The organism is Microbacterium sp. zg-B185, assembly GCF_030246885.1.
Classification (GTDB): domain Bacteria; phylum Actinomycetota; class Actinomycetes; order Actinomycetales; family Microbacteriaceae; genus Microbacterium.
In genome coordinates this window covers 1,790,924-1,814,730 of the sequence record NZ_CP126739.1, presented here as the reverse complement: position 1 = coordinate 1,814,730, position 23,807 = coordinate 1,790,924, and the positions used below count along the sequence as shown (strand labels likewise).

Annotated in this window: 23 protein-coding genes; 3 read left to right on the top strand and 20 right to left on the bottom strand. The window is 69.8% G+C overall.

Annotated features, from left to right (window positions below):
• Positions 1-126 precede the first annotated feature (126 nt).
• The 11 genes from aroQ to QNO12_RS08665 all read right to left on the bottom strand — a co-directional run bounded on the left by aroQ (position 127) and on the right by QNO12_RS08665 (position 11,663).
• Entirely contained in the window at positions 127-591 is a 465-nt protein-coding gene (aroQ, locus tag QNO12_RS08715) for a type II 3-dehydroquinate dehydratase (RefSeq protein WP_257503724.1), read from the bottom strand.
• Complete coding sequence (aroB, locus tag QNO12_RS08710; protein WP_257503725.1) at positions 591-1,673, bottom strand: 3-dehydroquinate synthase; 1,083 nt, start codon at positions 1,671-1,673, stop codon at positions 591-593. The genes aroQ and aroB overlap by 1 nt, the downstream gene beginning before the upstream one ends.
• Complete coding sequence (locus QNO12_RS08705; RefSeq protein WP_257503726.1) at positions 1,670-2,200, bottom strand: shikimate kinase; 531 nt, start codon at positions 2,198-2,200, stop codon at positions 1,670-1,672. The genes aroB and QNO12_RS08705 overlap by 4 nt, the downstream gene beginning before the upstream one ends.
• Positions 2,184-3,413, bottom strand: a complete 1,230-nt coding sequence (gene aroC, locus QNO12_RS08700; RefSeq protein WP_257503727.1) for a chorismate synthase — start codon at positions 3,411-3,413, stop codon at positions 2,184-2,186. The genes QNO12_RS08705 and aroC overlap by 17 nt, the downstream gene beginning before the upstream one ends.
• A gap of 4 nt (positions 3,414-3,417) precedes the next feature.
• On the bottom strand, positions 3,418-4,260 hold the full coding sequence (locus QNO12_RS08695; RefSeq protein WP_257503728.1) for a shikimate dehydrogenase family protein: 843 nt from the start codon (positions 4,258-4,260) through the stop codon (positions 3,418-3,420).
• Positions 4,254-5,852 (bottom strand): endolytic transglycosylase MltG, encoded by a 1,599-nt coding sequence (gene mltG, locus QNO12_RS08690; RefSeq protein WP_257503729.1) that lies wholly within the window; start codon positions 5,850-5,852, stop codon positions 4,254-4,256. Before mltG ends, QNO12_RS08695 begins: the two co-directional genes overlap by 7 nt.
• A 1-nt stretch (position 5,853) precedes the next feature.
• The gene (gene ruvX, locus QNO12_RS08685) at positions 5,854-6,327 is read right to left on the bottom strand and encodes a Holliday junction resolvase RuvX (RefSeq protein ID WP_257503730.1); all 474 of its coding nucleotides are present in this window, start codon (positions 6,325-6,327) and stop codon (positions 5,854-5,856) included.
• Positions 6,324-8,984, bottom strand: a complete 2,661-nt coding sequence (alaS, locus tag QNO12_RS08680; RefSeq protein ID WP_257503731.1) for an alanine--tRNA ligase — start codon at positions 8,982-8,984, stop codon at positions 6,324-6,326. Before alaS ends, ruvX begins: the two co-directional genes overlap by 4 nt.
• A gap of 57 nt (positions 8,985-9,041) precedes the next feature.
• Entirely contained in the window at positions 9,042-9,392 is a 351-nt protein-coding gene (locus QNO12_RS08675) for an ATPase (protein ID WP_257503732.1), read from the bottom strand.
• Positions 9,393-9,541: 149 nt separating this feature from the next.
• Entirely contained in the window at positions 9,542-10,171 is a 630-nt protein-coding gene (rpsD, locus tag QNO12_RS08670) for a 30S ribosomal protein S4 (RefSeq protein WP_257503733.1), read from the bottom strand.
• Positions 10,172-10,346: 175 nt separating this feature from the next.
• Positions 10,347-11,663 carry a replication-associated recombination protein A gene (locus QNO12_RS08665; RefSeq protein WP_257503874.1) on the bottom strand — a complete coding sequence of 439 codons (1,317 nt, stop codon included), beginning with the start codon at positions 11,661-11,663 and terminating at the stop codon, positions 10,347-10,349.
• Positions 11,664-11,824: 161 nt separating this feature from the next.
• Here QNO12_RS08665 and QNO12_RS08660 point away from each other — a divergent pair, with 161 nt between their 5' ends.
• The 3 genes from QNO12_RS08660 (at position 11,825) to QNO12_RS08650 (ending at position 14,468) form a co-directional block, all read left to right on the top strand.
• The gene (locus QNO12_RS08660; protein ID WP_257503734.1) at positions 11,825-12,154 is read left to right on the top strand and encodes a dioxygenase; all 330 of its coding nucleotides are present in this window, start codon (positions 11,825-11,827) and stop codon (positions 12,152-12,154) included.
• A gap of 390 nt (positions 12,155-12,544) precedes the next feature.
• The gene (locus QNO12_RS08655; RefSeq protein WP_257503875.1) at positions 12,545-13,807 is read left to right on the top strand and encodes a DUF349 domain-containing protein; all 1,263 of its coding nucleotides are present in this window, start codon (positions 12,545-12,547) and stop codon (positions 13,805-13,807) included.
• A 91-nt stretch (positions 13,808-13,898) separates the two neighbouring features.
• Entirely contained in the window at positions 13,899-14,468 is a 570-nt protein-coding gene (locus QNO12_RS08650) for a hypothetical protein (protein ID WP_257503735.1), read from the top strand.
• Here QNO12_RS08650 and QNO12_RS08645 read toward each other — a convergent pair.
• From QNO12_RS08645 to pdxT, 9 genes are all read right to left on the bottom strand, one after another.
• Positions 14,447-16,696 (bottom strand): RelA/SpoT family protein, encoded by a 2,250-nt coding sequence (locus tag QNO12_RS08645; protein WP_257503736.1) that lies wholly within the window; start codon positions 16,694-16,696, stop codon positions 14,447-14,449. The two genes, QNO12_RS08650 and QNO12_RS08645, sit on opposite strands and share 22 nt — an antisense overlap.
• 73 nt (positions 16,697-16,769) lie before the next feature.
• On the bottom strand, positions 16,770-17,759 hold the full coding sequence (gene secF / locus QNO12_RS08640) for a protein translocase subunit SecF (RefSeq protein WP_257503737.1): 990 nt from the start codon (positions 17,757-17,759) through the stop codon (positions 16,770-16,772).
• Complete coding sequence (gene secD, locus QNO12_RS08635; RefSeq protein ID WP_257503738.1) at positions 17,759-19,492, bottom strand: protein translocase subunit SecD; 1,734 nt, start codon at positions 19,490-19,492, stop codon at positions 17,759-17,761. The genes secF and secD overlap by 1 nt, the downstream gene beginning before the upstream one ends.
• Before the next feature lie 39 nt (positions 19,493-19,531).
• Positions 19,532-19,993: a preprotein translocase subunit YajC gene (locus QNO12_RS08630; RefSeq protein WP_257503739.1), complete on the bottom strand. Its 462-nt coding sequence runs from the start codon at positions 19,991-19,993 to the stop codon at positions 19,532-19,534.
• 83 nt (positions 19,994-20,076) lie between these two features.
• The gene (ruvB, locus tag QNO12_RS08625; protein WP_257503740.1) at positions 20,077-21,099 is read right to left on the bottom strand and encodes a Holliday junction branch migration DNA helicase RuvB; all 1,023 of its coding nucleotides are present in this window, start codon (positions 21,097-21,099) and stop codon (positions 20,077-20,079) included.
• Entirely contained in the window at positions 21,092-21,712 is a 621-nt protein-coding gene (gene ruvA, locus QNO12_RS08620; RefSeq protein ID WP_257503741.1) for a Holliday junction branch migration protein RuvA, read from the bottom strand. Before ruvA ends, ruvB begins: the two co-directional genes overlap by 8 nt.
• A 46-nt stretch (positions 21,713-21,758) precedes the next feature.
• Complete coding sequence (ruvC, locus tag QNO12_RS08615; protein WP_257503742.1) at positions 21,759-22,319, bottom strand: crossover junction endodeoxyribonuclease RuvC; 561 nt, start codon at positions 22,317-22,319, stop codon at positions 21,759-21,761.
• 66 nt (positions 22,320-22,385) lie between these two features.
• Entirely contained in the window at positions 22,386-23,144 is a 759-nt protein-coding gene (locus QNO12_RS08610; RefSeq protein WP_257503743.1) for a YebC/PmpR family DNA-binding transcriptional regulator, read from the bottom strand.
• Between the two features lie 69 nt (positions 23,145-23,213).
• Entirely contained in the window at positions 23,214-23,807 is a 594-nt protein-coding gene (gene pdxT, locus QNO12_RS08605; RefSeq protein ID WP_257503744.1) for a pyridoxal 5'-phosphate synthase glutaminase subunit PdxT, read from the bottom strand.

Sequence of the window (23,807 nt, the reverse complement as noted above, 5' to 3'; positions counted from 1 at the left end):
TTCCGATCGTGAGGGGCACGGGGCGCAAGCGCCGAGGCGAGGTCGCCGCCCTTCGCCTAGCTCAGGAACCGCGGCCGGTAGTTGCCGACGATCGATTCTACGGGATTCGGCGGGTGCGGGCAGGTCTCAGCCGTCCGCCTGCCCGGTGAGGACCTCGATCAGGCGCCTCGTGGCGCTCGCATACCCCGCCACGCCCTCGCCGATCACGTGGACGACGGCGACATCCGCGACGTAGGAGTGATGCCGGAAGGGCTCCCGTTCCTGGACGTTGCTGATGTGCACTTCGGCGACCGGCAGCGCAACGGCCGACAGCGCGTCGCGCAACACGACCGAGGTGTGCGTCAGGCCGCCCGGATTGATGATGATTCCCGCGCAGTCCTGCCGCGCCGCGTGGATCGCGTCGATCAGGACCCCCTCGTGGTTGCTCTGCACCGCACGGATGTCGAAGCCGCTCGCGGCCGCGGTCGCCGCGGTGAGCTGCTCGACGTCCGCGAGTGTCTGGGATCCGTAGACGTCCGGCTCGCGTGTGCCGAGCAGGTTCAGGTTCGGTCCGTTCACCAGCAGCAGACGGCGGGGAAGGTTCGCCGACATCAGCCTGCGACCTCCTGGTAGGCGGCGAACAGGAGCGACTCGTCCGGCGCTCGCAGCACCGTCGGCCGCGCGATGTCGTCCAAGACGATGAAGCGCAGCATGCCGGCGCGGCTCTTCTTGTCGCGCTGCATGGTGGCAAGCAGCTGCGGCCACGCGCCGGCACGGTACGTGGTGGGCAGACCCAGCAGCTCCAGGACGTCGCGGTGACGCTGGACCGCGGCATCCGGCAGGCGTCCGGCCAGACGTGACAGTTCGGCGGCGTACATCATGCCCACCGAGATCGCTGCACCGTGACGCCAGCGATAGCGCTCGGCGTGCTCGATGGCGTGGCCCAGGGTGTGGCCGTAGTTGAGCACCTCGCGAAGGCCGCCTTCGCGGAAGTCCTCCCCCACGACGTGGGCCTTCATGCCGATCCCCAGTTCGATGCAGCGCCGGAAGGACTCGCTGGTCGGATCCACTGCGGCGGTGCTGTCGGCCTCGATGATGTCCAGGATCTCCGGATGCCAGATGAACCCCGCCTTGACGACCTCGGCGAAGCCGGCCACCGCCTCGTTGGGCGAGAGGGACTCCAGCGTGCTCAGGTCGCAGACCACGGCCCGCGGCGACCAGAAGGCGCCCACGAGGTTCTTGCCCTCTGCCGTGTTGATGCCGGTCTTGCCGCCGACGGCGGCGTCGACCATACCCAGCACCGTGGTGGGCACCTGGACGACCTGTACGCCGCGCAGCCAGGTGGCCGCGACGAATCCGGCCAGGTCGGTGACCGCTCCGCCGCCGAATCCGACGACGGCATCCGTGCGGGTGAAGTCTGCTTTCCCCATCACCTGCCAGCAGAAGGCGGCCACTTCCACGCGCTTGCCCTGCTCGGCGTCCGGAATCTCGGCGAGCAGCACCTCACGGCCGCCCTCCGCCATCAGCCGCTCGCGCAGCTCCGCGGCGGCGGCGCCCAGGGTCGGCGGGTGCACGACCAGAACCTTGCGCACTGCGGGATCCAGCGCGGCACCGACCAGGTCGAGGATGCCGCGCCCGATGGTGATGTCGTAGCCTGCGTCCCCGGACACGGAGATGGTGGTCGTTTCGGTCATGCGTCCTCCTCGGCGCTCTGCGTGTTCTGCGCCCACGCCGCGATCGCGGCGACGACGGCGGCCAGCGGACCCGAGGAGGTGTCGAAGGTGACGTCGGCGACCTCCTCGTACAGGCCGCGGCGTTCGGCGAAGATCCGCTGCCAGCGGGCGAGCGGATCGGCGTCGGCCAGCAGGGGCCGGTCGCTGCCGTGCAGGCGGGCGGCCACGATGTGCGGCGAGACCGTCAACAGCACGACCCGATGCGCGGACAGATCCGCCCGGGTGTCGGCGTCCAGGATGGCGCCACCGCCGAGGGCGACCACGCCGCCGTGGGCCAGGGCTTCCGAGACGGCCGTCCGCTCGATCTCACGGAAGCGCGCCTCGCCGAAGCGGTCGAAGAGCTCAGGGATCGGCCCGTGGTCGCGCACGATCGCCTTGTCCGTGTCGGTGAAGGTCTGCCCCAGCGCGCGTGCCACCCGGCGGCCCACGCTGGTCTTGCCCGCACCCATCGGTCCGATCAGGACGATCGCGCTATCGGGCGAGGTCATGCTCGATGAGCGCGGGATCGCTCGTGCTGCGCGTGCGCAGGGTCTCCGGGATGGCGGCCAGGTATCCCTCGAGGTTGCGTCGCGTCTCGGCGACGCTGTCCCCGCCGAACTTCTCCAGCACCACTTCTGCCAGGACGAGGGCGGCCATCGCCTCGGCGACGACGCCCGCAGCCGGAACCGCGCAGACATCGGATCGCTGGTGATGGGCCGAAGCGCTCTCGCCGGTGGCGACGTCGATGGTGCGCAGCGAATGCGGCACCGTGGCGATCGGCTTCATACCGGCGCGGATGCGCAGGACGGTGCCGGTGGACATGCCGCCTTCGATGCCGCCGGCGCGGTCGCTGGAGCGGGTGATGCCCCGCTCGGTGGCGAACAGCTCGTCGTGGGCGGCGGATCCGCGCCGCGTGGTGGTGAGGAATCCGTCCCCGACTTCGACGCCCTTGATCGCCTGGATGCTCATCAGCGCCTGCGACAGCTTGGCGTCCAGGCGGCGGTCCCAGTGCACGTGCGAGCCCAGCCCGGGCGGGAGGCCGTAGGCGAGCACCTCCACGATGCCGCCGAGCGTGTCGCCGTCCTTGCGCGCGTCGTCGACCTCTTCGACCATGAGGGCGGAAGTGGCCGGGTCGAAGCAGCGCAGCGGGTCGGCGTCGAGCTGCCCGACGTCGTCGGGGGTGGGCAGCGGCGCGTCTTCGGGGACGCGGACCGGACCGATGGAGAGCGTGTGACTGACCAGCCGGATGCCCAGTTCGGCCAGGAATGCCCGCGCGATCGCTCCCAGCGCGACGCGCGCGGCGGTCTCCCGGGCGCTGGCGCGCTCGAGGATCGGACGCGCCTCGTCGAATCCGTACTTCTGCATGCCGACCAGGTCGGCGTGGCCGGGCCGGGGCCTGGTCAGGGGGGCGCCGCGTCCGCGGGACATGTCGGTCAGATCGACCGGATCGGGATTCATCACCTCGACCCACTTGGGCCACTCGGTGTTGCCGATCCGCAGCGCGATGGGGCTGCCCAGGCTGGACCCGTGCCGGACGCCGCCGGAGATCGTGAGTTCGTCCTCTTCGAACTTCATGCGCGAGCCGCGGCCGTAGCCGAGCTTCCTGCGGGCGAGGTCGGCTTGGATCGCGGTGCGCGACACGGGGACGCCGGCGGGCAGACCCTCCATGATGGCGACCAGTTCGGGGCCGTGGGATTCACCGGCCGTGAGCACGCGGAGCATTCCCCTAGTCTCCCACGACGGCCGAGTGCATTTCGGCGAGCACCAGGCTCTCGCCCTCGAGGGCGTCCTCGGTGCCCCCGGTGACGAAGACGCGCACCTGAAGGAGGGCCTGATGCAGCAGCATCCCCAGCCCGGAGGTCGCCGGACGGCCGGCGCGCTCCCACGCGGACGCCAGGACGGTGGGCCAGTGGCCGTACACGACGTCGAACAGGAGGCCGCCGGACCGGGCCAGCGCGTCCGCAGCGGCGAGGGGCACCTCGGCGTCGCCGGGGAGGGTGGCGATCGTGACCGTCGCGTCGGTGTGGACGGGCGCGTCGAAGGACACGCCGATGACCTCGAGGCCGAGCGTCGTCCCGAGCCGGGCGAGCGGCGCAACCGCTGCGGGGCGCCGCGCGACGACCTCGACACGGTCTGCGCCGAGCTCGCTGAGCGCGACGAGAGCCGACATCGCCGTGGCTCCGGCGCCGACGATGCGGCCGCGGTCCACCTCGTGGACGCCGTCGTCGCCGAGCGCGCGCACGATCCCGCCGACGTCCGTGTTGAATCCGCGGGGCACGTCGTCGGTCAGCAGCAGCGTGTTGACCGCTCCGGTCAGTTCCGCGCGGCGGTCTCGCTGGGCGGAGGCGTGGAAGGCCTGCCCTTTCAGCGGCATCGTCAGCGACAGGCCCCGCCAGCGGTCGGAGAGCCCGGCCAGCTCTCCGGTGAAGGCTGCGGCGGTGACGCGGCGCCGCTCGTAGGTCCAGTTCAGCCCGAGTGCGCGGTAGGCCGCTGCGTGCAGCTGAGGCGAGCGGCTGTGGGCGACGGGGTCGCCCCATACCTCCAGGCGTGTGGCGTCGGGTGTCAGCATCCCGAATCGGGGTTCTCGCTGCACCACGCCTGCCACTGGGCGACCGCACGGTTGTGATCCGCGAGGTTCGACGTGAAGACCGTCTCACCCGTGTCGAGGTTGACCGTCACGAAGTACAGCCAGTCGCCGTCGGCCGGGTGCATCGCGGCGTCGATGGCCGTGTCACCCGGGTTGGAGATCGGTCCGATCGGCAGGCCGGGGTGCACATACGTGTTCCACGGGTTGTCGTTGAACTGCGCTTCCTCGGACGTGCTGGCCGTGCCGTCCGCCTCGCCGTACCCGTACTGGGCGGTCGAGTCCATCTCGAGCTTTCCGAAGGTCTGCTGGTTGTCCGGGGACAGACGGTTCTGGATCACGCGGGAGACCTTGTAGAAGTCCGCCTCGAAGCGCGCCTCGCGCTGGATGATCGAGGCGATCGTCAGCACCCGCTGCCGGTCATCGACGGGCACCGCCGCGGCATCCAGGGATTGCACGGTGCGATCGACCAGCGTCCTGACGATCTCGGGCGCGCTGGCACCGGGGTCGAACGTGTACGTCGCGGGGAACAGCCATCCTTCGAGGCTGTCCGCCGCAACGCCGTAGTCCGCGGGGTTGGCCACCGCCGCCTGGAAGTCCTCGACGGGCAGCCCGGTGCCTTCGGCCAGGATCGGCAGCGACTGCTCCACGGTCAGCCCCTCGCGGAGCTGGGCGCTGTTCTCCAGCTTGTTCGCGGGATTCAGCAGCGCTTCCAGCGCGGCGGCCGAGGTCATCTGCTTCTGCAGCTTGAACACGCCCGGGACGAAGGGCGGATTCTGGCCGGTGTCGATCAGGTAGTCGTAGAAGGCGCCGGGTGTCTTGGTCACGCCCGCGTCGAACAGGCTCTGGGAGATCGGCGCACCGGTGTCGCCGGAGGCGATCGTCACGAACGCCTCGCCGTCGGCCAGGCCGGGGTCGAAGTCCTTCGGTTCCTGCCAGCCCATCACCTCGCGGATCTGCGGCTCATACGTGTTCCAGACCCACAGCCCTGCTCCGGCGATACCGCCCAGCAGGACCAGGACGACCCCGAGCGCGATCCATGCGCCGGTGCGGCGCTTGCGCCGCTTGCCCGACGGCGGCTCCTGCCCGAGGCTGTCGGTTCTCTGCTCGCCGGTGAAGAGGTCCTCCAATGTCGCGGTCGCCGCCGGGCGGGGGGCAGCGGACTCGCCGCTCCGGCTGTACGGCGGCGGGGATGCCGCGCCGGCGGCGACGGGCCAGTCGTCCGCGTCGTCGACCGGCAGCACGGACGGGGAGGAGAGGGCGGACGCTGCCGGCACGGACCGCGCTGCCGGCGCGGCGGCCGATGGTGCCGCGGGGGCGGGAGCTTTCGCGGGGGTCGCGGTCCGTGAGTCCTCCGCGGGAACCTTGTGCGCAGCGGCCTGGCGTGCGGCTGCCTCGCGGGCCTCGCGGCGAGAGAGCGGGCGACCCCCTGCCGGGGTGCGTCCGCCGGTCGGCGTCAGGGGTTCGGAGGTGCCGCGCGGGGCGTCCTCGCCCGACGCACGTCGCTCACGCGGATCGGGGAGTTTGCCGAACAGGTCCGCGAACGGATCATCGAACGGCGATTTCGCTTCGGGCATGTCAGGTGGGCTCCTGGGCCGGGGGAACGGGTGATCCGGCCGGTCGTCCCGTGCTCTTCTCGACATCGAGTGCTTGCTGGAGGAGAACGACGGCGGCGACCTGGTCAACAATGCTACGAGATGAACGCTGGGTTCTACCCGAGTCTCTCAGCGCAGCGTGCGCGGAGACCGTGCTCAGCCGTTCGTCGACCAGGCGGACCGGCAGGCCGGATGCCGCGGCCAGGTCCGCCGCGAAGGCTCGCGCGTCCGTGGTCGAGGCGGTGTCCTCGCCGCGCATGTTCAGCGGTAGCCCGACCAGGAGTTCGCGCGCCTCGTGCTCCCCGGCAAGCGCGACGATCCGCGGAATCGACGCCTCGTTGCGGGGAACGGTCTCCACCGGAGTCGCGAGCATCCCGTCCGGGTCGCAGCGTGCCACACCGACCCGCGCGCGGCCGACATCGATGCCGAGCCGCACCCCCCGCCTGAAGTCCGTCACCGGGAACCGAGCGCGGCCTTGACGGCGTTCAGTGCGGCCGGCAGGGCCGTCGCGTCCGTGCCGCCGCCCTGGGCGACGTCATCGCGGCCACCCCCACCGCCGCCGAGAGCGGTCGCGGCGACCTTGGCCAGCGCTCCGGCGCGTGCACCGGCCTGGCGGGCCGCCTCGTTGGTGGCCACGAGCACCACAGGCCGGCCGCCGACCTCGGCGCCGATCGCGACGATGCCGGGTTCGGTGCCGAGCCGGTCGCGCACGCCGAGGGCCAACGACCGCACGTCATCGGCCGAGGAGGCTGTGCCGATCGTCTCGGCGACCACCCGATGCGGCCCCACCGTCTCGGCGTTGGCGGCCAGGGCGGGGATGCGCTCGGTCAGTGCACGGGACTCGAAGGCGGCGATCCGCTTCTCCGCCGCCTTGAGGCTGGCGGTCAGCTCGGCGATGCGCGCGGGCAGCTGGTCGCGCGGGGTCTTCAGCGTGGAGGTGAGCTGCGAGACGATGGCCCGCTCGGCGGCGAGGTCGCGGAACGCATCCAGCCCGACCAACGCCTCGACGCGACGGTTCGAGGCGCCGACCGAGGATTCGCCGACGAGGTTCACCAGCCCGATCTCTGCGCTGGAGGAGACGTGGGTTCCCGCGCACAGCTCACGCGACCAGGGGCCGCCGATGTCCACCATGCGCACCGTGTCACCGTACTTCTCGCCGAACAGGGCCATCGCGCCGAGGGACTTCGCCTCGTCGAGGGACACCACCCGCGTGGTCACCTCGAGGTTGTCGCGGACGGCGTTGTTCGCGATCTCCTCGATCTCGGTGCGCGTCTCCGGCGACAGGGCCTGGCCCCAGGTGAAGTCCAGGCGCATGTACCCGGCGCGGTTGAGAGAGCCGGCCTGCGTGGCGCTCTTGCCGAGCGTGTCCCGCAGGGCGGCGTGGACCAGATGGGTCGCGGAGTGCGCCTGACGCGCGGCCCGGCGGTTGACCGCATCCACGACGGATGTCGCCGGCTGGCCGACGCCCACGTCGCCGGAGGTGACCTGGACGGTGTGACTGATCAGGCCGGGCACCGGCTTCTGCACGTCGAGCACTTCCAGCTCGTACCCCGGGCCGACGATGATGCCCTTGTCGGCGACCTGGCCGCCGGATTCCGCGTACAGCGCCGTGTCGGCGAGGATCACCTCGGCGATCTGGCCGGCCGTCGCGCGGTCCACGGACACGCCGTCGACGAGCAGCCCGAGGATCGTGGACTCGGTCTCCAGGTCGGTGTACCCGGTGAAGACCGTCTCGCCCTTGGCGCGGAACTCCCGGTAGACGCCGTGGTCGGCCAGAGCCCGCTTGCGGGAACGGGCATCCGCCTTGGCCCGCGTACGCTGCTCCAGCATGAGCGTGTCGAACGCGGCGCGGTCGACCGTGAGTCCGGCCTCTTCGGCGATCTCGAGGGTGAGGTCGATCGGGAAGCCGTAGGTGTCGTGCAGGAGAAAGGCTTCGGAGCCTGCGATCGTGGTGCCGCCGGACTTCTTGGTCTCGGCGACCGAGAGGTCCAGGGTCGTGGTTCCCGCCGCCAGGGTGCGCAGGAAGGTCTCCTCCTCGGCGATCGCGTACGCGGACAGCCGCGGATACTCCGTCTCCAGCTCGGGGTACACGTCCTTCATCGCGTCGCGCGACGCGGCGAACAGCTCCGGGAAGGTCGGCCCGTCCACGCCGAGCAGGCGCATCGAGCGGATGCCGCGGCGCATCAGACGGCGCAGGATGTAGCCGCGCCCCTCGTTGGTGGGGGTCACGCCGTCGGCGAGCAGCATCAGCGAGGAACGGACGTGGTCGGCGATGATGCGCATGCGCACGTCGTCCCCGTGGTCCGCTCCGTAGCGCCGCCCGCTCAGTTCGGATGCCAGATCGAGCACCGGCCGCACCTGGTCGGTCTCGTACATGTTCTGCACGCCCTGCTTGATGAACGCGATCCGCTCGAGCCCCATGCCGGTGTCGATGTTCTTCTGCGGGAGCTCGCCGACGATGCGGAAGTCGTATTTCGAGGTGACGTCGTCGATCGCGTACTGCATGAAGACGAGGTTCCAGATCTCCACGTACCGGTCATCGTCGGTGGCGGGACCTCCGTCCACGCCGTAGGCGGGACCCTGGTCGAAGAAGATCTCCGAGCACGGGCCGGCCGGCCCCGGAAGCCCGGTGCTCCAGTAGTTGGTGTCCTTGTCCAGCCGCTGGATCCGCTCCTCGGGCAGGCCGGCGATCGTGCGCCACAGCCGGGCGGCCTCGTCGTCGTCCTTGTAGACGGTGACCCAGAGGTCCTTCGGGTCGAATCCGAGTCCGCCGTCCGACTCGGAGGAGGTCAGCAGCTCCCACGCGTACGTGATCGCGCCCTCCTTGAAGTAGTCGCCGAACGACCAGTTGCCGAGCATCTGGAAGAACGTGCCGTGGCGCGGAGTCTTGCCGACCTCTTCGATGTCGTTGGTGCGGATGCACTTCTGGATATCCGCAGCACGCGGGTACGGCGCCGGAACCACACCGCTCAGGTACGGGATGAACGGGACCATGCCGGCCACCGTGAACAGCAGCGCAGGGTCATCGGTGACCAGCGACGCCGAGGGCACGATGGTGTGGTCGCGCTTCTCGAAATAGCGGAGGAAACGGTCGGCGAGCTCTGCGGTTTTCATGGGAATCCTCGAACAAGGGCGGCGTCCCCCATCGGGGGACACCGCCGGGCGGGTCGATCAGTCGGTGAGCTTCTTGGCGGCGGACTCGCCCGCATCAACGGTGCGGGATGCCGCATCCGCAGAGGCTGCGACCGCATCCGTCGCGCCGTCCTTCACCGCGTCCACTGCGTCAGCCGCGGATGCCTTCGCGGCGCCGTACGCGTCGCTCGCGGCATCCTTGACCTCGTCCACGATCCCGGAGAAGCGCGCTTCCTGCTCGCGATAGGCGTCGCCGATCCGGTCGGTGAACTCCGTGATGCGAGCGTCCACATCGGCGAGGACTTCGTGGCCGCGGGGGTCCTTGTTCATGAGGTGTGCGGCGACGAAACCGCCGATCACGCCGAACAGGAACCACAGCAGGCTTTTCATGTCACCACTTTCCTCGTCCGCAGGGCGCGGCACTCCCCCATCGTAGGGGTGCGCCGGTACGCTCGCAGGCTCGATCTTCGAGAACCGAGTGTACGCGCACGCATGCAGAAGGGCGCCGGGTCTCCCCGGCGCCCTTCTGCAGAAACGCGCTATCGCGCGGCGTAGTACTCCACGACGAGCTGGACGTCACCGGTGACCGGGACCTCAGCGCGCTTGGGACGACGCAGCAGACGTGCGTGCAGCTTGTCCAGCTCGACCTCGAGGTAGCCCGGAACCGGGGGCAGGACCTCGGCGTGACCGCCGGCGGCTGCGACCTGGAAGGGCTCGGTGCCCTCGCTCTTGGCCTTGACGTGGATGAGCTGTCCCGGCTTGACGCGGAACGACGGGCGGTCGACGAGCTGGCCGTCGACGAGGATGTGGCGGTGCACGACGAGCTGGCGGGCCTGAGCCGTGGTGCGGGCGAAACCGGCACGCAGCACGAGCGCGTCCAGACGCATCTCGAGGAGCTCGACCAGGTTCTCACCGGTCAGGCCCTGGGTGCGGCGGGCCTCGTTGAAGGTGTTGCGCATCTGCTTCTCGCGGATGCCGTACTGCTCGCGCAGACGCTGCTTCTCGCGCAGACGCACGGCGTAGTCGCTGTCCTGCTTGCGCTTGGTGCGGCCGTGCTCGCCGGGCGCGTACGGGCGCTTCTCGAGGTACTTGGCGGCTTTCGGCGTCAGCGGGATGCCGAGCGCGCGCGACAGGCGGACCTTGCGGCGGTCCTGGGACTTCGTGGGCACGGATGTGTCCTTCCAAAATGACATGGCCGCGTCTTTCGCGACTCATGGACGTATCTGCTGCCCTTCCCATCCGGGGCGCACGTCGGGGCGCACCGAAGGTGTGTTGGGGGCAGGAGATACCCGAAAACTGGGTTTCGAGCCGGTCCAGCTTAGCAGGTGCGGGCTGTGGACCCGCTCAGGAGCCGGACCCCAGGATGCGGCGGATCTTGTCCAGGCGTGCCTGGACCTCGCGTTCCTGACCGTGGTTGGTGGGCTCGTAGTAGCGCCGCCCGGCCAGTTCCTCGGGAAGGTACTGCTGTGCGACCACACCCACGTCCGAGTCGTGCGGATATCGGTAGCCCTTGCCGTGGCCGAGCCGTTTGGCGCCGGGGTAGTGCGCGTCGCGCAGCGGCGGGGGCACGCGGCCGAAACCTCCGGCTCGGACGTCCGCGATCGCCTTGTCGATCGCCAGGTACGCGGCGTTCGACTTCGCGGTGGTGGCCAGGTATGCGGTCGCCTCGGCCAGCGGGATGCGTCCCTCCGGCATCCCGACGAACTGCACCGCGTCGGCGGCCGCGACCGCGAGCGGCAGAGCCTGCGGGTCGGCGAGCCCGATGTCCTCTGCTGCGGAGATGATCAGCCGTCGTGCGATGAACCGCGGATCCTCCCCCGCCTCGATCATGCGCGCGAGGTAGTGCAGCGAGGCATCCACGTCCGATCCGCGGATGGACTTGATGAAGGCGCTGATCACGTCGTAGTGCTCGTCCCCCTGCCGGTCGTAGCGGAGCAGGGCCCGGTCCACCGCATTGGACACGTCGTCGGCCGTGATCTCCGGGGGCGCGACGGCCTCGTGCGGCTCGTCCCCCGGCTCGGCGCCCTCGTCGCTGACGGGTTCGGCGAGGGATGCCGCCGCCTCGAGCGCCGTCAGCGCGCGGCGGGCATCGCCCGACGCAAGTCGCACGAGAGCGTCACGGGCCCCCGGCAGCAGCGTCACGGCCCCGCCGAGGCCCCGGGGATCGGCCACGGCGCGGTCAAGCAGCATCCCGAGGTCATCGTCGGTGAGCGGCTGCAAGGTCAGCAGCAGCGACCGGGACAGCAGCGGAGAGATCACCGAGAAGGACGGATTCTCGGTGGTGGCGGCGATCAGCACCACCCAGCCGTTCTCGACACCAGGCAGGAGCGCGTCCTGCTGAGCCTTCGTGAAGCGGTGGATCTCGTCCAGGAACAGGATGGTGGACTGTCCGTACAGGTCGCGTTGGGTCAGCGCCTCCTGCATGACCTCGCGGACGTCGCGGACGCCGGCGGTCACGGCCGACAGCTCGACGAAGCGGCGTCCGGAAGAGCGGGCGATGGCCTGGGCGAGGGTGGTCTTGCCGGTTCCGGGCGGTCCCCACAGGATCACCGAGGACGCGGCCCCCGTGGACACATCCGGCCGCGCCAGCAGCACGAGCGGGGAGCCGGGGCGCAGGAGGTGCGACTGACCGGCCACTTCGTCGAGGGAGGTCGGTCTCATGCGCACCGCGAGCGGGGTCTGCCCTTGGAAGAGCGCGGTGGAGGTCACCGATCAAGGCTAACCGGCCCCTGCGACTCCGGCGCGGTGGTTGGTTTGGCGGCGCTCCGGCCCGCGCCGTAGGATCAAGCCGGCCGGGACGACCCGGGAACGAGGGAGGTCCCGTGGCGCCGGGTGGAAAGCAGCGTGACACGCGTGCGGAGCGGGAACGCGCCCGTGTCTACCAGGCACGCCGGGCGTTCCACGAGGGGCGGGCGCGGCGACGCACGCGCGACAACCTCATCGCCGGCATCGGCGGCGCAGTCCTGATCCTCGCGGTCATCGCCGGTCAGGCCGCGTACTTCATGTCCGGGCCGGGAGCTCCCACTCCGACCCCCTCTTCCTCGACCTCGCCGGCGCCGACGTCGACTCCGGCGCCGGGCGGTTCGCCGGCCGTGACGCCGGCCCCGAGCGACTCGTCCGTGCCCGTCCCCACACCCACCACAGCTCCCTGACGAGTGCGAGCCGGGCGCCCGCGCTCTCGGTTGCCCGGCCCCGCCGTACTAGGCTGGGGCCGTCCATCCCCCACAGGCGGCGAGAGCCGCGATGAGGTGCATCCCGTGACTGCCGCAGCAGAGTCCACTCCCCCGTCCACCACCGATTCCGAGCCGGAGAACGATCCCGGCGCCGAAGCGGACCAGACCGCGGCGCCCGCCGACGCCACACCGGCCGACGCGCCACCGGCAGACGCCGCGCCCACCGACGTGACGCCCACCGACGTGACGCCCACCGACGTGACGCCCACCGACGTGACACCCACCGACGTGACACCCACCGACGTGACACCCGCCGGCGCACCTGCGGTCCCCGCACCCGGCAAGGCCATGCCCTCCCCGGCGAAGGCCATGCCGTCGCCCGCGGACGCCGCACCGCCGGAGGCCGAGACGGAACCGTGGGGCCGCGTCGAGGACGACGGCACCGTCTCGGTGCGCGAGGCGGACGGCTGGCGCGTGGTCGGACAGTATCCGGACGGATCCGCCGAAGAGGCGCTCGCGTACTACCGGCGCAAGTTCTCCGACCTGGCAAGCGAGGTCGCGCTGCTCGAGGTGCGCTCCCGTCGTGGCGGTGTATCGCCGTCCGACCTGCGCGCGACTGCGCGCGCCCTGCACGCCAAGCTGCAGGACGCGGCGGCGGTGGGCAACCTGGCGGCGCTGGACGCGCGTGTGCTCGCGCTCACCGGTACGCTCGCCGCAGCATCCGAATCCGAGGCCGCCGCATCCCGGCAGGCCGTGGAGGAGGCCGTGCGCGTTCGCACCGAACTCGTGGAGAAGGCCGAGGCCCTCGCCGCGCGCGACCCGCGCACCGTGCAGTGGAAGCAGGCCTCGGTCGACCTCGCGTCGATGTTCGACGAGTGGCAGTCGCAGCAGCAGAACGGCCCACGCCTGCCGAAGTCGACCGGTCAGCAGCTGTGGAAGCGATTCCGCGACGCTCGCGCGACCGTGGACAAGCACCGCCGCGAGTTCTACGCCGAGCTGGACGAGGCGCACAAGACGGTGCGGGACCAGAAGGCCAAGCTCGTCGAGAAGGCCGAAGCGCTCGCCCCGAAGGGCGAGGACGGCATCACCGCCTACCGCGAGCTGCTGGATCAGTGGAAGTCCGCCGGTCGCGCCGGCAAGAAGGCCGACGACGCGCTGTGGGCGCGGTTCAAAGCCGCCGGCGATGCCCTCTACAGCGCGCGCGGCGCGCGCGAGGCCGCGGACGAAGAGGAATCCCGCGAGAAGATCGACGCCAAGCGGGCGCTGTTGGAGCAGGCACGCAGCATCGCTGACGAACGCGACCTGGTCCAGGCGCGAAGTGCCCTCACCGCCATCCAGCGCCAGTGGGATGACATCGGCCGGATCTTCCCCCGCGACAAGGAACGCGTCCTGGACGACGATCTGCGCAGGATCGAGACCGCGCTGCGCAGTCGCGAGGAGACGGATTGGAAGCGCAACAACCCCGAGACCAAAGCGCGCGCCAACGACATGACGCGACAGCTCACCGAAGCAATCGCGAAGCTCGAGGACGAACTCGCGAAGGCGCAGAAGTCGGGCAACGAGGCGGCCATCGCGAAGGCGACCGAGGCGCTCCAGGCGCGCCGGGCGTGGCTCAACGCGCTCGGCGGCTGAGCGCTCCTCCCTGCTGATCGGACGGACGGGTTCTCCACAGAGTCCGCGGCTCGCCACCCGCGGTTCACCGGCATGAGCCACAGTGGCTGCCATGTCCTCGCCGTTCCTCTACTTCGCGGACGGGCGTCTGTCGCAGGCTGAGTTGTCGGCGGCGCGTCTGGACGGCCACCTCGTCGAACTCGGGGACGCGTACATCCCCGCCGACGCCGTCGAGACACGGGAACTGCGTGCCGGATCGCTGCGGGCAATCCTCGGAGACACCCTCGCCGCGACGCACCTGAGCGCAGCATGGGTCCACGGCGGCCTCCATGTCCCGCCGGCCCGCCATACCGTGCAACGGGCTGTGCCGCGCCGGCTGCACCAGGTGATGGGCCGCCGGCTGCTCTACCGCGACCTCAACGTCGACCCGGTCGATCTGATGCGCATCAGCGGCGTGTGGGTCACCGACCCGGTGCGCACTCTCGCAGATCTGTCACGAGTCGTCGACGACGAGCACGCGCGCGCCGCGCGGCTGCTGGCCGATGCCGTTCCCGGACTGCCCGCGCGGGCGATCGCCTGGATGGCAGCGCACGGCGCGCTGCCGAACAAGCGATCTGCGCTGGCATTCCTGCGGGGCCTGGCGGCGCGGGGTGCGGTGGATCAGGAGGAGGTGACGCGGTAGACGTCGTAGACGGCGTCGATGCGTCGCACCGCGTTCAGGACCCGCTCGAGGTGGACGATGTCCCCCATCTCGAAGACGAACCGGCTCAGCGCCAGTCGATCGTTGGTCGTGGAGACGGTGGCAGAGAGGATGTTCACATGATGCTCGCTCAGCACGCGCGTGACGTCACTGAGCAGACCTGACCGGTCCAGCGCTTCGATCTGGATCTGAACCAGGAACACGCTCTTGCTCGTCGGCGCCCACTCGACCTCGATCAGCCGCTCCGGATCCTGCATCAGGGAGCTGATGTTGGTGCAGTCGGTGCGGTGCACCGAGACGCCGCTGCCGCGTGTGACGAACCCGACCACTTCGTCGCCGGGCACGGGGGTGCAGCATTTGGCGAGCTTGACCAGGATGTCCGGCGCTCCGCGCACCAGCACACCGGAGTCGCCGCCGCGCTGGGCTCGCGACCGGCCCACCTGCGGAAGGTCGATCGGTCCGGTCGAGGTGTCGTCCGCGCTGACCAGCGCCGTCACCTTCTCGATCACGGACTGCGTGGAGACGTGGCCCTCGCCCACTGCGGCGTACAGCGCCGAGACGTCCTCGTACTTCAGGGACTGCGCGACCTCGGCGAACGAGTCCTGGCTCATCAGCCTCTGCAGGGGCAGATTCTGACGGCGCATCGCGCGGGCGATCGCCTCCTTGCCCTGCTCGATCGCCTCCTCGCGCCGCTCCTTGGTGAACCAGCCACGGATCTTGCTGCGCGCACGCGTGCTCTTGACGAAGGTCAGCCAGTCCTGACTGGGTCCGGCATCCGGGTTCTTCGAGGTGAAGACCTCGACCACGTCGCCGCTTTGCAGTTCGGTCTCCAGCGGCACCAGCCGGCCGTTGACCTTCGAGCCCATCGTGCGGTGCCCGATCTCGGTGTGCACCGCGTACGCGAAGTCCACCGGCGTGGCGCCGCTGGGCAGGCCGATGACCCGGCCCTTCGGCGTGAAGACGTAGACCTCTTTCGCGCCGATCTCGAAGCGGAGCGAGTCCAGGAACTCTCCCGGGTCCGCCGTCTCGGCCTGCCAGTCGGAGATGTGGGCCAGCCACGCCATGTCGGTGTCCATCGACTTCGCGTCCGGCTTGCCGCCGATCAGGCGTTCCTTGTACTTCCAGTGCGCGGCCACGCCGTACTCGGCCTGCTGGTGCATCTCGTTGGTGCGGATCTGGATCTCCACCGTCCGCCCACCCGGGCCCATCACCGTGGTGTGCAGCGACTGGTAGAGATTGAACTTCGGCGTCGCGATGTAGTCCTTGAACCGGCCGGGCAGAGGAGTCCAGCGCGCGTGGATCGCGCCGAGGACCGCGTAGCAGTCCCGGACGCTGCCGACCAGGACCCGGATGCCGATGAGGTCGTAGATGTCGTCGAACTCGCGGCCGCGGACCACCATCTTCTGGTAGACGGAGTACAGCTGCTTGGGCCGTCCCAGCACGCGTCCGCGGATGCGCAGCTCACGCAGGTCGCTGTCCACCGCCTCGATGACGTTCTGCACGTATTGCTCGCGCTGGGGTGTGCGCTGCTTGACGAGACTTTCGATCTCGGCGTACAGCTTGGGATGCATGACCGCGAAGGACAGATCCTCGAGTTCGGATTTGATGGTCTGGATGCCGAGCCGGTGCGCCAGCGGAGCGTAGATCTCCAGCGTCTCGGTCGCCTTCTTGCGCGCCTTCTCCGGGGGTACGAAACCCCACGTCCGAGCGTTGTGGAGGCGGTCGGCGAGCTTGATCAGCAGCACCCGGATGTCGCGGGACATCGCGACGATCATCTTGCGGACGGTCTCAGCCTGCGCGCTCTCGCCGTACTTGACCTTGTCGAGCTTGGTGACCCCGTCCACCAGCATCGACACTTCGTCGCCGAACTCGGCCGTCAGCGTGTCCAGTGCGTATGCGGTGTCCTCGACCGTGTCGTGCAGCAGCGCGGCGGCGATCGCCTTGGGACCCAGCCCCAGGTCGGCGAGGATCTGGGCGACCGCGAGCGGGTGGGTGATGTACGGCTCGCCGCTCTGGCGGGTCTGCCCGGAGTGGGCCTGATCGGCAACGGTGTACGCACGCTCGATGATCGACAGATCGCCCTTGGGGTGGTGCGTGCGCACCGTGCGAAGCAGCTGCTCGACGTCGTCGCGCCGGGCCGAGCGGGAGAAGATGCGCGGTACGAGCCGTCGCAGCGACGAGGACTGGGCGGGGGGAACGGTCTCGGTCATCGATTCCTCCCCTCCCCCGATCCGTCAATCCTATGCCCGTGGCCAGCAGCGGCAGCCGCGCCGGGAGGCCGGTCTAGACCGGCTGCCCGGCACGTTCGCGCGCCGCCAGCACGCGGGCGTCGCGTGTCTTGATGTTCGGCTCGTTCTCGCGCAGCAGCGAATACAGCGGTGCGGCCACGAACACGGTCGAGTAGGCCGCCACGATGGTGCCGACGAAGATCGCCAGCGAGATGTCGGTGAGGGTCTGCGCGCCGAGCCACAGCGCGCCGATGAACAGGATCGCACCGGTCGGCAGGATCGCCACCACGGTCGTGTTGATCGAGCGGATCAGCGTCTGGTTCACCGCGAGGTTCACGGACTCCCCGAAGGTGCGGCCGGACACTTCGCCGTCCTCGGTCGTGTTCTCCCGGATCTTGTCGAACACGACAGTCGTGTCATAGAGCGCGTACGAGAGGATCGTCAGGAAGCCGATGACCGCCGCCGGGGAGATCTCGAATCCGCAGAGGGCGTAGACGCCGACCGTGATGACGAGCACGTCGAGCAGGCCGATGATCGAGGCGGCCGACATCTTCCACGTCCGGAAGTACAGGGCGAGGATCAGGAAGGTCAGCGCGAGGAAGATCGCCAGACCCCACAGCGACTGCCGGGTGACATCGGCGCCCCAGCTGGGCCCGATGAAGGACGAGGTCACCTCGGTGACCGGAACGGCGTAGATCTCAGCCAGCGCGTCGGTCACCTGCTGGGTCTCGCCGGGCGTCAGCTGGTCGGTCTGGACGCGGACGTTGCTGTCCCCGACCGTGGTGACCTTCGTCGTCGCATCGGGCACCACGGAGTGGACAGCCTCGGTGGCCAGCTGCTGGTCCGGGGCGGTGACGTTGGTCACCGTGAACTGGGACCCGCCGGTGAATTCGATCGAGAACTGGATGGGCCGCACGAGCGGAACCAGCGCCGAGCCGATCACCAGGATCGCCGCGATGATGAACCACAGACGGCGACGCCCGACGAACGGGAAAGAGGTCTTGCCGGTGTAGAGGTCGTTTCCGAGCTGACTCATGGAACGCATCAGAGCTCTCCCTCCTTCTCGCGCGGGGACGGTTTGCCGCTGGCCGGAAGCTCGGCCAGCTCCGCCTGTTTGCGCTCGGCGATGGTCTGACGCCGTTCGGCCTCACCGCGTGAGCGGGACGCTCGTCGTTCCGCCGCGGTCTTGGTCGACGCGACCGCCGGTGCGCGGAACTGCGCGCGCCCTCGGTACACCGCTCCCAGTGCTGCCGGATCCATGCCGGAGAGCGGGTGACCGGAACCGAAGAACCGCGTGCGGGCGAGCAGCTGCATCACCGGGTGCGTGAACAGGATGAAGATCAGCACGTCGATGACGGTGGTCAGACCGAGGGTGAACGCGAAGCCCTTCACGGTGGCGTCGGCCAGGATGTACAGCACGACGGCGGCGAGCACGTTGATCGACTTCGAGATGTAGATGGTGCGCTTGGCGCGGCTCCAGCCGTCCTCGACCGCCCCGGTGATGGACTTGCCGTCGCGCAGTTCGTCCCGTATTCGTTCGAAGTAGACGATGAACGAGTCGGCGGTGAAGCCGATGGAGACGATCAGGCCGGCGACGCCGGCGAGCGAGAGGCGGAAGCCCATGCGCCAGGCCAGGATGCAGATGGTGACGTACGTCAGCACACCCATCACGATCAGGGAGGCGATGATCACCATCCCGAGGGCGCGGTAGACGATCAGGGAGTAGATGGCCACGAGTGCCAGGCCGATCAGCCCCGCGATCAAGCCGATCTGCAGCTGTTGCGATCCGAGGGTCGCCGAGATCGTGTCCGAGCTGACCACTTCGAAGCTGAGCGGCAGCGCCCCGTACTTGAGCTGGTCGGCGAGCGTCTTGGCGGTCTCCTGAGTGAAGCTGCCGGTGATGCTCGGGTCGCCGCCGAGGATGATGGCGTTCATCGAGGGGGCCGAGAGCACACTGCCGTCCAGGACGAACGCGAACTGGTTCAGCGGCGTGTTCGCGCCGAACAGCCGCTGACTGATCTGACCGAACGTCTTGGTGCCCGCGTCGTCGAACTTGATGTTGACGGCCCAGCGACCGGTCGTCTGCTCCAGCCCGAACGTCGCGTCCGAGATGGACGAACCGTCCAGCTCCACCGGTCCGAGGATGTACTTGACGGTGCCGTCCACGTCGCAGGTGATCAGCGGCTGGTCCTTGGGAGCGTTCGCCGGATCGTTGTCGGGGTTCGCGCAGTCGTAGGCCTGGAACTGCGCGAACAGCGCCTCGGTGATCCACGCGGGATCGCTCCCGTTCGTCGGCTCGGTCGTCGGCGTCGCGTTCAGCGAAGGATCGGGCGTCGGGAACGGCGTGGACGTGCCGTCCGGGCCGACGAATGTCGTCGCCGGCTGACCGGTGTAAAGGACCCCGCGCAGCTGGAGCTGGGCCGAGGCCTCGATCCGCTGGCGGGTCTGCTCATCGGCCTGGCCGGGGATCTGGACGACGATGTTCCGGCCGCCCTCGGTCGTCACGTCGGCCTCGCCGACACCGGACGCGTCCACCCGCTGGCGGATGATCGTGACCGCCTGGTTCAGCTGCTCGTTCGAGGGCGCCGCCCCGTCGGCGGTCTGCGCCTCGAGGATGATCTGCGTCCCGCCCTGGAGGTCGAGCGCGAGCTCGGGGGTCCACGAGCTGGCTTTGAAGACATGGACGCCGAGCGCGTTGATGCCGAACAGCACCGCGGTGACGATCAGAAGACCGGTCAGCGCGCGCCAGGCATGACGGACGGGGGTGGAAGTCGCCACGAGGGGTCAGCTTTCTGGGAGCCCGGGAGGGCGAGCGGGTCAGGCCTTGGGCTTGTTGTCCAGGTCGGTGTCGGGGTCGACGGGCGGCAGCGGTTCGGCCGCGCGGTAGTCGTCGCTGATCGAGCTGATCGAACCGCTGGCGACGCCGTCGATGTAACCGGCCTCGCTCTCTTCGGCCTCGATGAGCTCGTCCTCGGTCACGACGCCCTCGGCGGGGTCCACGACGCGGAGGATGGCCTGGCTGTGCACCTTGATCTGGACGCCGGGCGCGATCTCCACGAGCGCGGGCTGGTCGAGGTTCTCCGGGTCGAAGGCGACGATGGTGCCGTAGAGACCGCCCTGGAGCAGCACCTCGGCGCCGGGAACGGTCTGGCGGGCCTTCTGCTCCTGCTCGGTCTTCTGCTTCTGCATCCGCCGACGCGAACTCCAGAACATGAAGACGAGGAGGACGACCAGCAGGATGATGAGGCCGTAATTGCCGAAGAACGTGGCGATGTCCATGGAGGCGAGAGCACCTTTCGAATCAGGCGCGCGCCGTTGCGGCGCTGCCTTGCATGAGGAGGGTAGGCGAGAGCCTCCAGCGATTATAGATCATTGAATCTGAGCGCAGAGTCTGCCTGCCGAACGCCCAGGTGTGCGAAGGCCGACGGCATCGCCACGCGCCCGCGCGGCGTGCGACCGATGAAGCCGATCCGCACGAGGTAGGGCTCCACGACCGACTCGATCGTCTCCGGCTCCTCGCCGACCGCCACGGCGAGCGTGCTCAGGCCCACCGGGCCACCGCCGAAGCGACGCACGAGGGCATCCAGCACGGCGCGGTCGAGGCGATCCAGTCCGATCGCGTCGACGTCGTAGAGGTCCAACGCGGCGTCGACGGTCGCCGTGTCGCCACCACCACCGCGCACGATCATGAAGTCGCGGACACGCCGGAGAAGTCGGTTCGCGATCCGAGGTGTCCCCCGCGACCGGCGGGCGATCTCGGCGCGTGAGGCCGGTGGCAGGTCGACCGCGAGCATCACCGCGGACCGCTCGATGACCCGCTCCAGCTCGGCGGGCTCGTAGTACTCGAGGTGACCGGTGAAGCCGAACCGGTCGCGCAGCGGGTTGGGCAGCAGCCCCGATCGGGTGGTGGCGCCGACCAGCGTGAACGGCGCCAGGTCCAGGGGGATGCTGGTGGCCCCGGCACCCTTCCCGACCATGATGTCGATGCGGAAGTCCTCCATGGCCAGATACAGCATCTCCTCGGCGGAGCGGGCCATCCGGTGCACCTCGTCGATGAACAGGACCTCACCGGGCGTCAAGCTGGACAGCAGCGCCGCCAGGTCGCCGGCGTGCTGGATCGCGGGCCCGCTGGACAGGCGCAGCGGCCGGCCGCTCTCGTGCGCGACGATCATCGCCAGCGTGGTCTTGCCCAGCCCCGGGGGTCCGGACAGCAGGATGTGATCCGCCGGACGCTGCTGGATGCGGGCGGCGTCCAGCAGCAGCTGGAGCTGCCCGCGCACCTTCTGCTGCCCGACGAACTCGGACAGTGAGGCCGGACGCAGTGCTCCCTCGATCGCCAGCTCGATGTCGTCGACCGGCTCGTCGGCGTCGCGGACGTCATCCACCGGCGTGCTCCTTGCGGGCGGGGCCCAGGGTGGCCAGGGTCAGGCGCAGCAGCGACGGCACGGCCGCCCGCTCAGCCGGTGAGGCCTGCTCCGCGGCGGCGGAGACGGCTTCGGCGGCGGCGCGCTCGTTCCAGCCCAGCCCGACCAGCGCCTGCATGACCTGGGCGGCGACATCGGGAGCGGCATCCCGACGCCCAGCCCCCGAGGGCGACGGGGCGGCGATCTTGCCGGCCAGCTGCACGACGATGAGCTTCGCCGTCTTCGGGCCGATGCCCGAGACGCGCCGGAACGGCGCGTCGTCGTCGGAGGCGACCGCGTCGGCGATCTGCGTCACGCTCAGGGCGGCGAGGACTCCGAGCGCGGATTTGGGACCGACTCCGGTCACGCTGAGCAGCTGGGTGAAGACGAGGAGCTCGTCGCGGCTTTCGAAGCCGAACAGCGAGAGCGCGTCCTCCCGGACGATGAGGTGGGTGTGCAGGGACACCTCGTCCCCGACGTCGGTGGCCGCCGCGACGTGCGGGGTAACGGCGATCGTGAGCCCGACGCCGCCGACTTCCAGGACGAGCGAGTCGGTCTCAACGTGGGCGGCCCGACCGCGCAGGGAGGAGATCATGCGACGAGCCTACGAGGCTGTTCGCAGTTTTGTTCGACCGACACACTCATCGTCGGGCAAGGCGCTCCGCGTCCGCCCACGCGCGCTGCGCGGGCGTGAGGGTTCCGCCGGTCGGAGCCTGTGCCGTGCCCCCGCGCCACGCATGGCAGAGCGCGAGCGCGAGCGCGTCGGCGGCGTCGGCCGGCTGCGGCACTTCGTCCAGGCGCAGGATGCGGGCGATCATCGCCTGCACCTGGCGCTTGTCGGCTGCGCCGTAGCCGGTCACCGCGGCCTTGACCTCGGTCGGCGTGTGCGTCGTGGCCGCGAGCCCGCGCTCGCCCGCGATCAGCAGGGCGATGCCGCTCGCCTGTGCCGTGCCCATCACGGAATGGCGGTTGTTCTGCGAGAAGACGCGCTCCACTGCCATGACCGTCGGCGCATGCAGGTCGATGACGGCGCGGATGCCGGCGGCGATCGTCGCGAGACGCCGTTCGATCGGCTGGCCCGGGTCGGAGCGGACGACACCGACGTGCACCAGTGTCGCGGACCGGTCGCGGGCGACATCGACCACGCCGACGCCACAGCGGGTCAGGCCCGGGTCGATGCCGATAACGCGAAGGGCTGTCACTCCCCCACGCTAAGCGGGCTCGACCGGCGGGCGCCGACGGCGCGCCCGGCGAGCGGCAGTTGTCGCCTACTCGTCCGCTTCCAGTTCGGCCTGCACGTCGGCGGTCAGGTCGAAGTTGCTGTAGACGTTCTGCACATCGTCGCTGTCTTCGAGCGCGTCGATCAGACGGAAGACCTTGCGCGCCGTGTCGGCGTCCACCTCGACCTTCAGCGTCGGGACGAATTCGACGTCCGCCGACTCGTAGTCGATGCCCGCCTCCTGCAGCGCGGAGCGGACCGTGACCAGCTCGGACGGATCGGTGAGGATCTCGAAGCCCTCCGCGTGCGGCTCGATCTCCTCCGCACCGGCCTCCAGGACGGCCAGCATGACGTCGTCCTCGCTGGTCCCCTCGCCCGAGACGACGATCACGCCCTTGCGATGGAAGTTGTAGGCGACACTGCCGGGGTCGGCCATCGTGCCGCCGTTGCGCGTCATCGCGGTGCGCACCTCGGCGGCCGCACGGTTGCGGTTGTCGGTGAGGCACTCGATCAGGAGGGCGACGCCATTCGGCCCGTAGCCCTCGTAGAGGATCGTCTGATAGTCGACGGACTCACCGGTCAGCCCGGCACCGCGCTTGACCGCGCGGTTGATGTTGTCGATCGGAACCGAGGTCTTCTTGGCCTTCTGGACGGCGTCCTGAAGGGTGGGGTTTCCCGCGAGGTCCGCGCCGCCGATCTTGGCTGCGACCTCGATGTTCTTGATGAGCTTGGCGAACGACTTGGCACGGCGCGAATCGATGATCGCCTTCTTGTGCTTCGTGGTCGCCCACTTGGAGTGGCCGGACATTCCCCCAGTTTACGTGGCTGCGGTCGCAGTCACGTGCGCGGATGCGCGCCGGTCCTCTCGCGCCGTGCGTCAGGCCGCCCGTACGGTCTCGAGGAAGAGGCTGTGGAAGCGGTGTTCGCCGGTCACCTCGGGGTGGAAGGAGGTGCCCAGGAGGGTGTCGGTACGCACCGCGACCACCCGGCCATCCTCGAGACGGGCGATCGCCTGGACCCCCGCCCCCACGGCGACCACCAGGGGGGCGCGGATGAAGACCGCGTGGACCGGCGGCCCGTCGAGCACCGGCACGTCCAGATCGGTCTCGAAGGACTCCACCTGACCGCCGAACGCGTTGCGCTGCACGGTGACGTCGAGTCCGCCGAAGCTCTCCTGCCCCTCGATGCCGTCGGTGATGCGATCGGCCAGCAGGATCAGTCCGGCACACGTGCCGTAGACCGGCATGCCGGCAGCGATCGCGTCGCGGATCGGACGCTGCATTCCGAACGCGCGCGAGAGCTTGTCGATCACGCTGGATTCGCCGCCCGGCAGCACCAGCCCCTGCACGTCCGCCAGCTCATCCGGACGCCGCACGAGCAGGACGTCCGCGCCGAGATCGGTCAGCACGCGAGCGTGTTCGCGCACGTCGCCCTGCAGCGCGAGCACGCCCACGCGGGGTCGCTCAGCCAT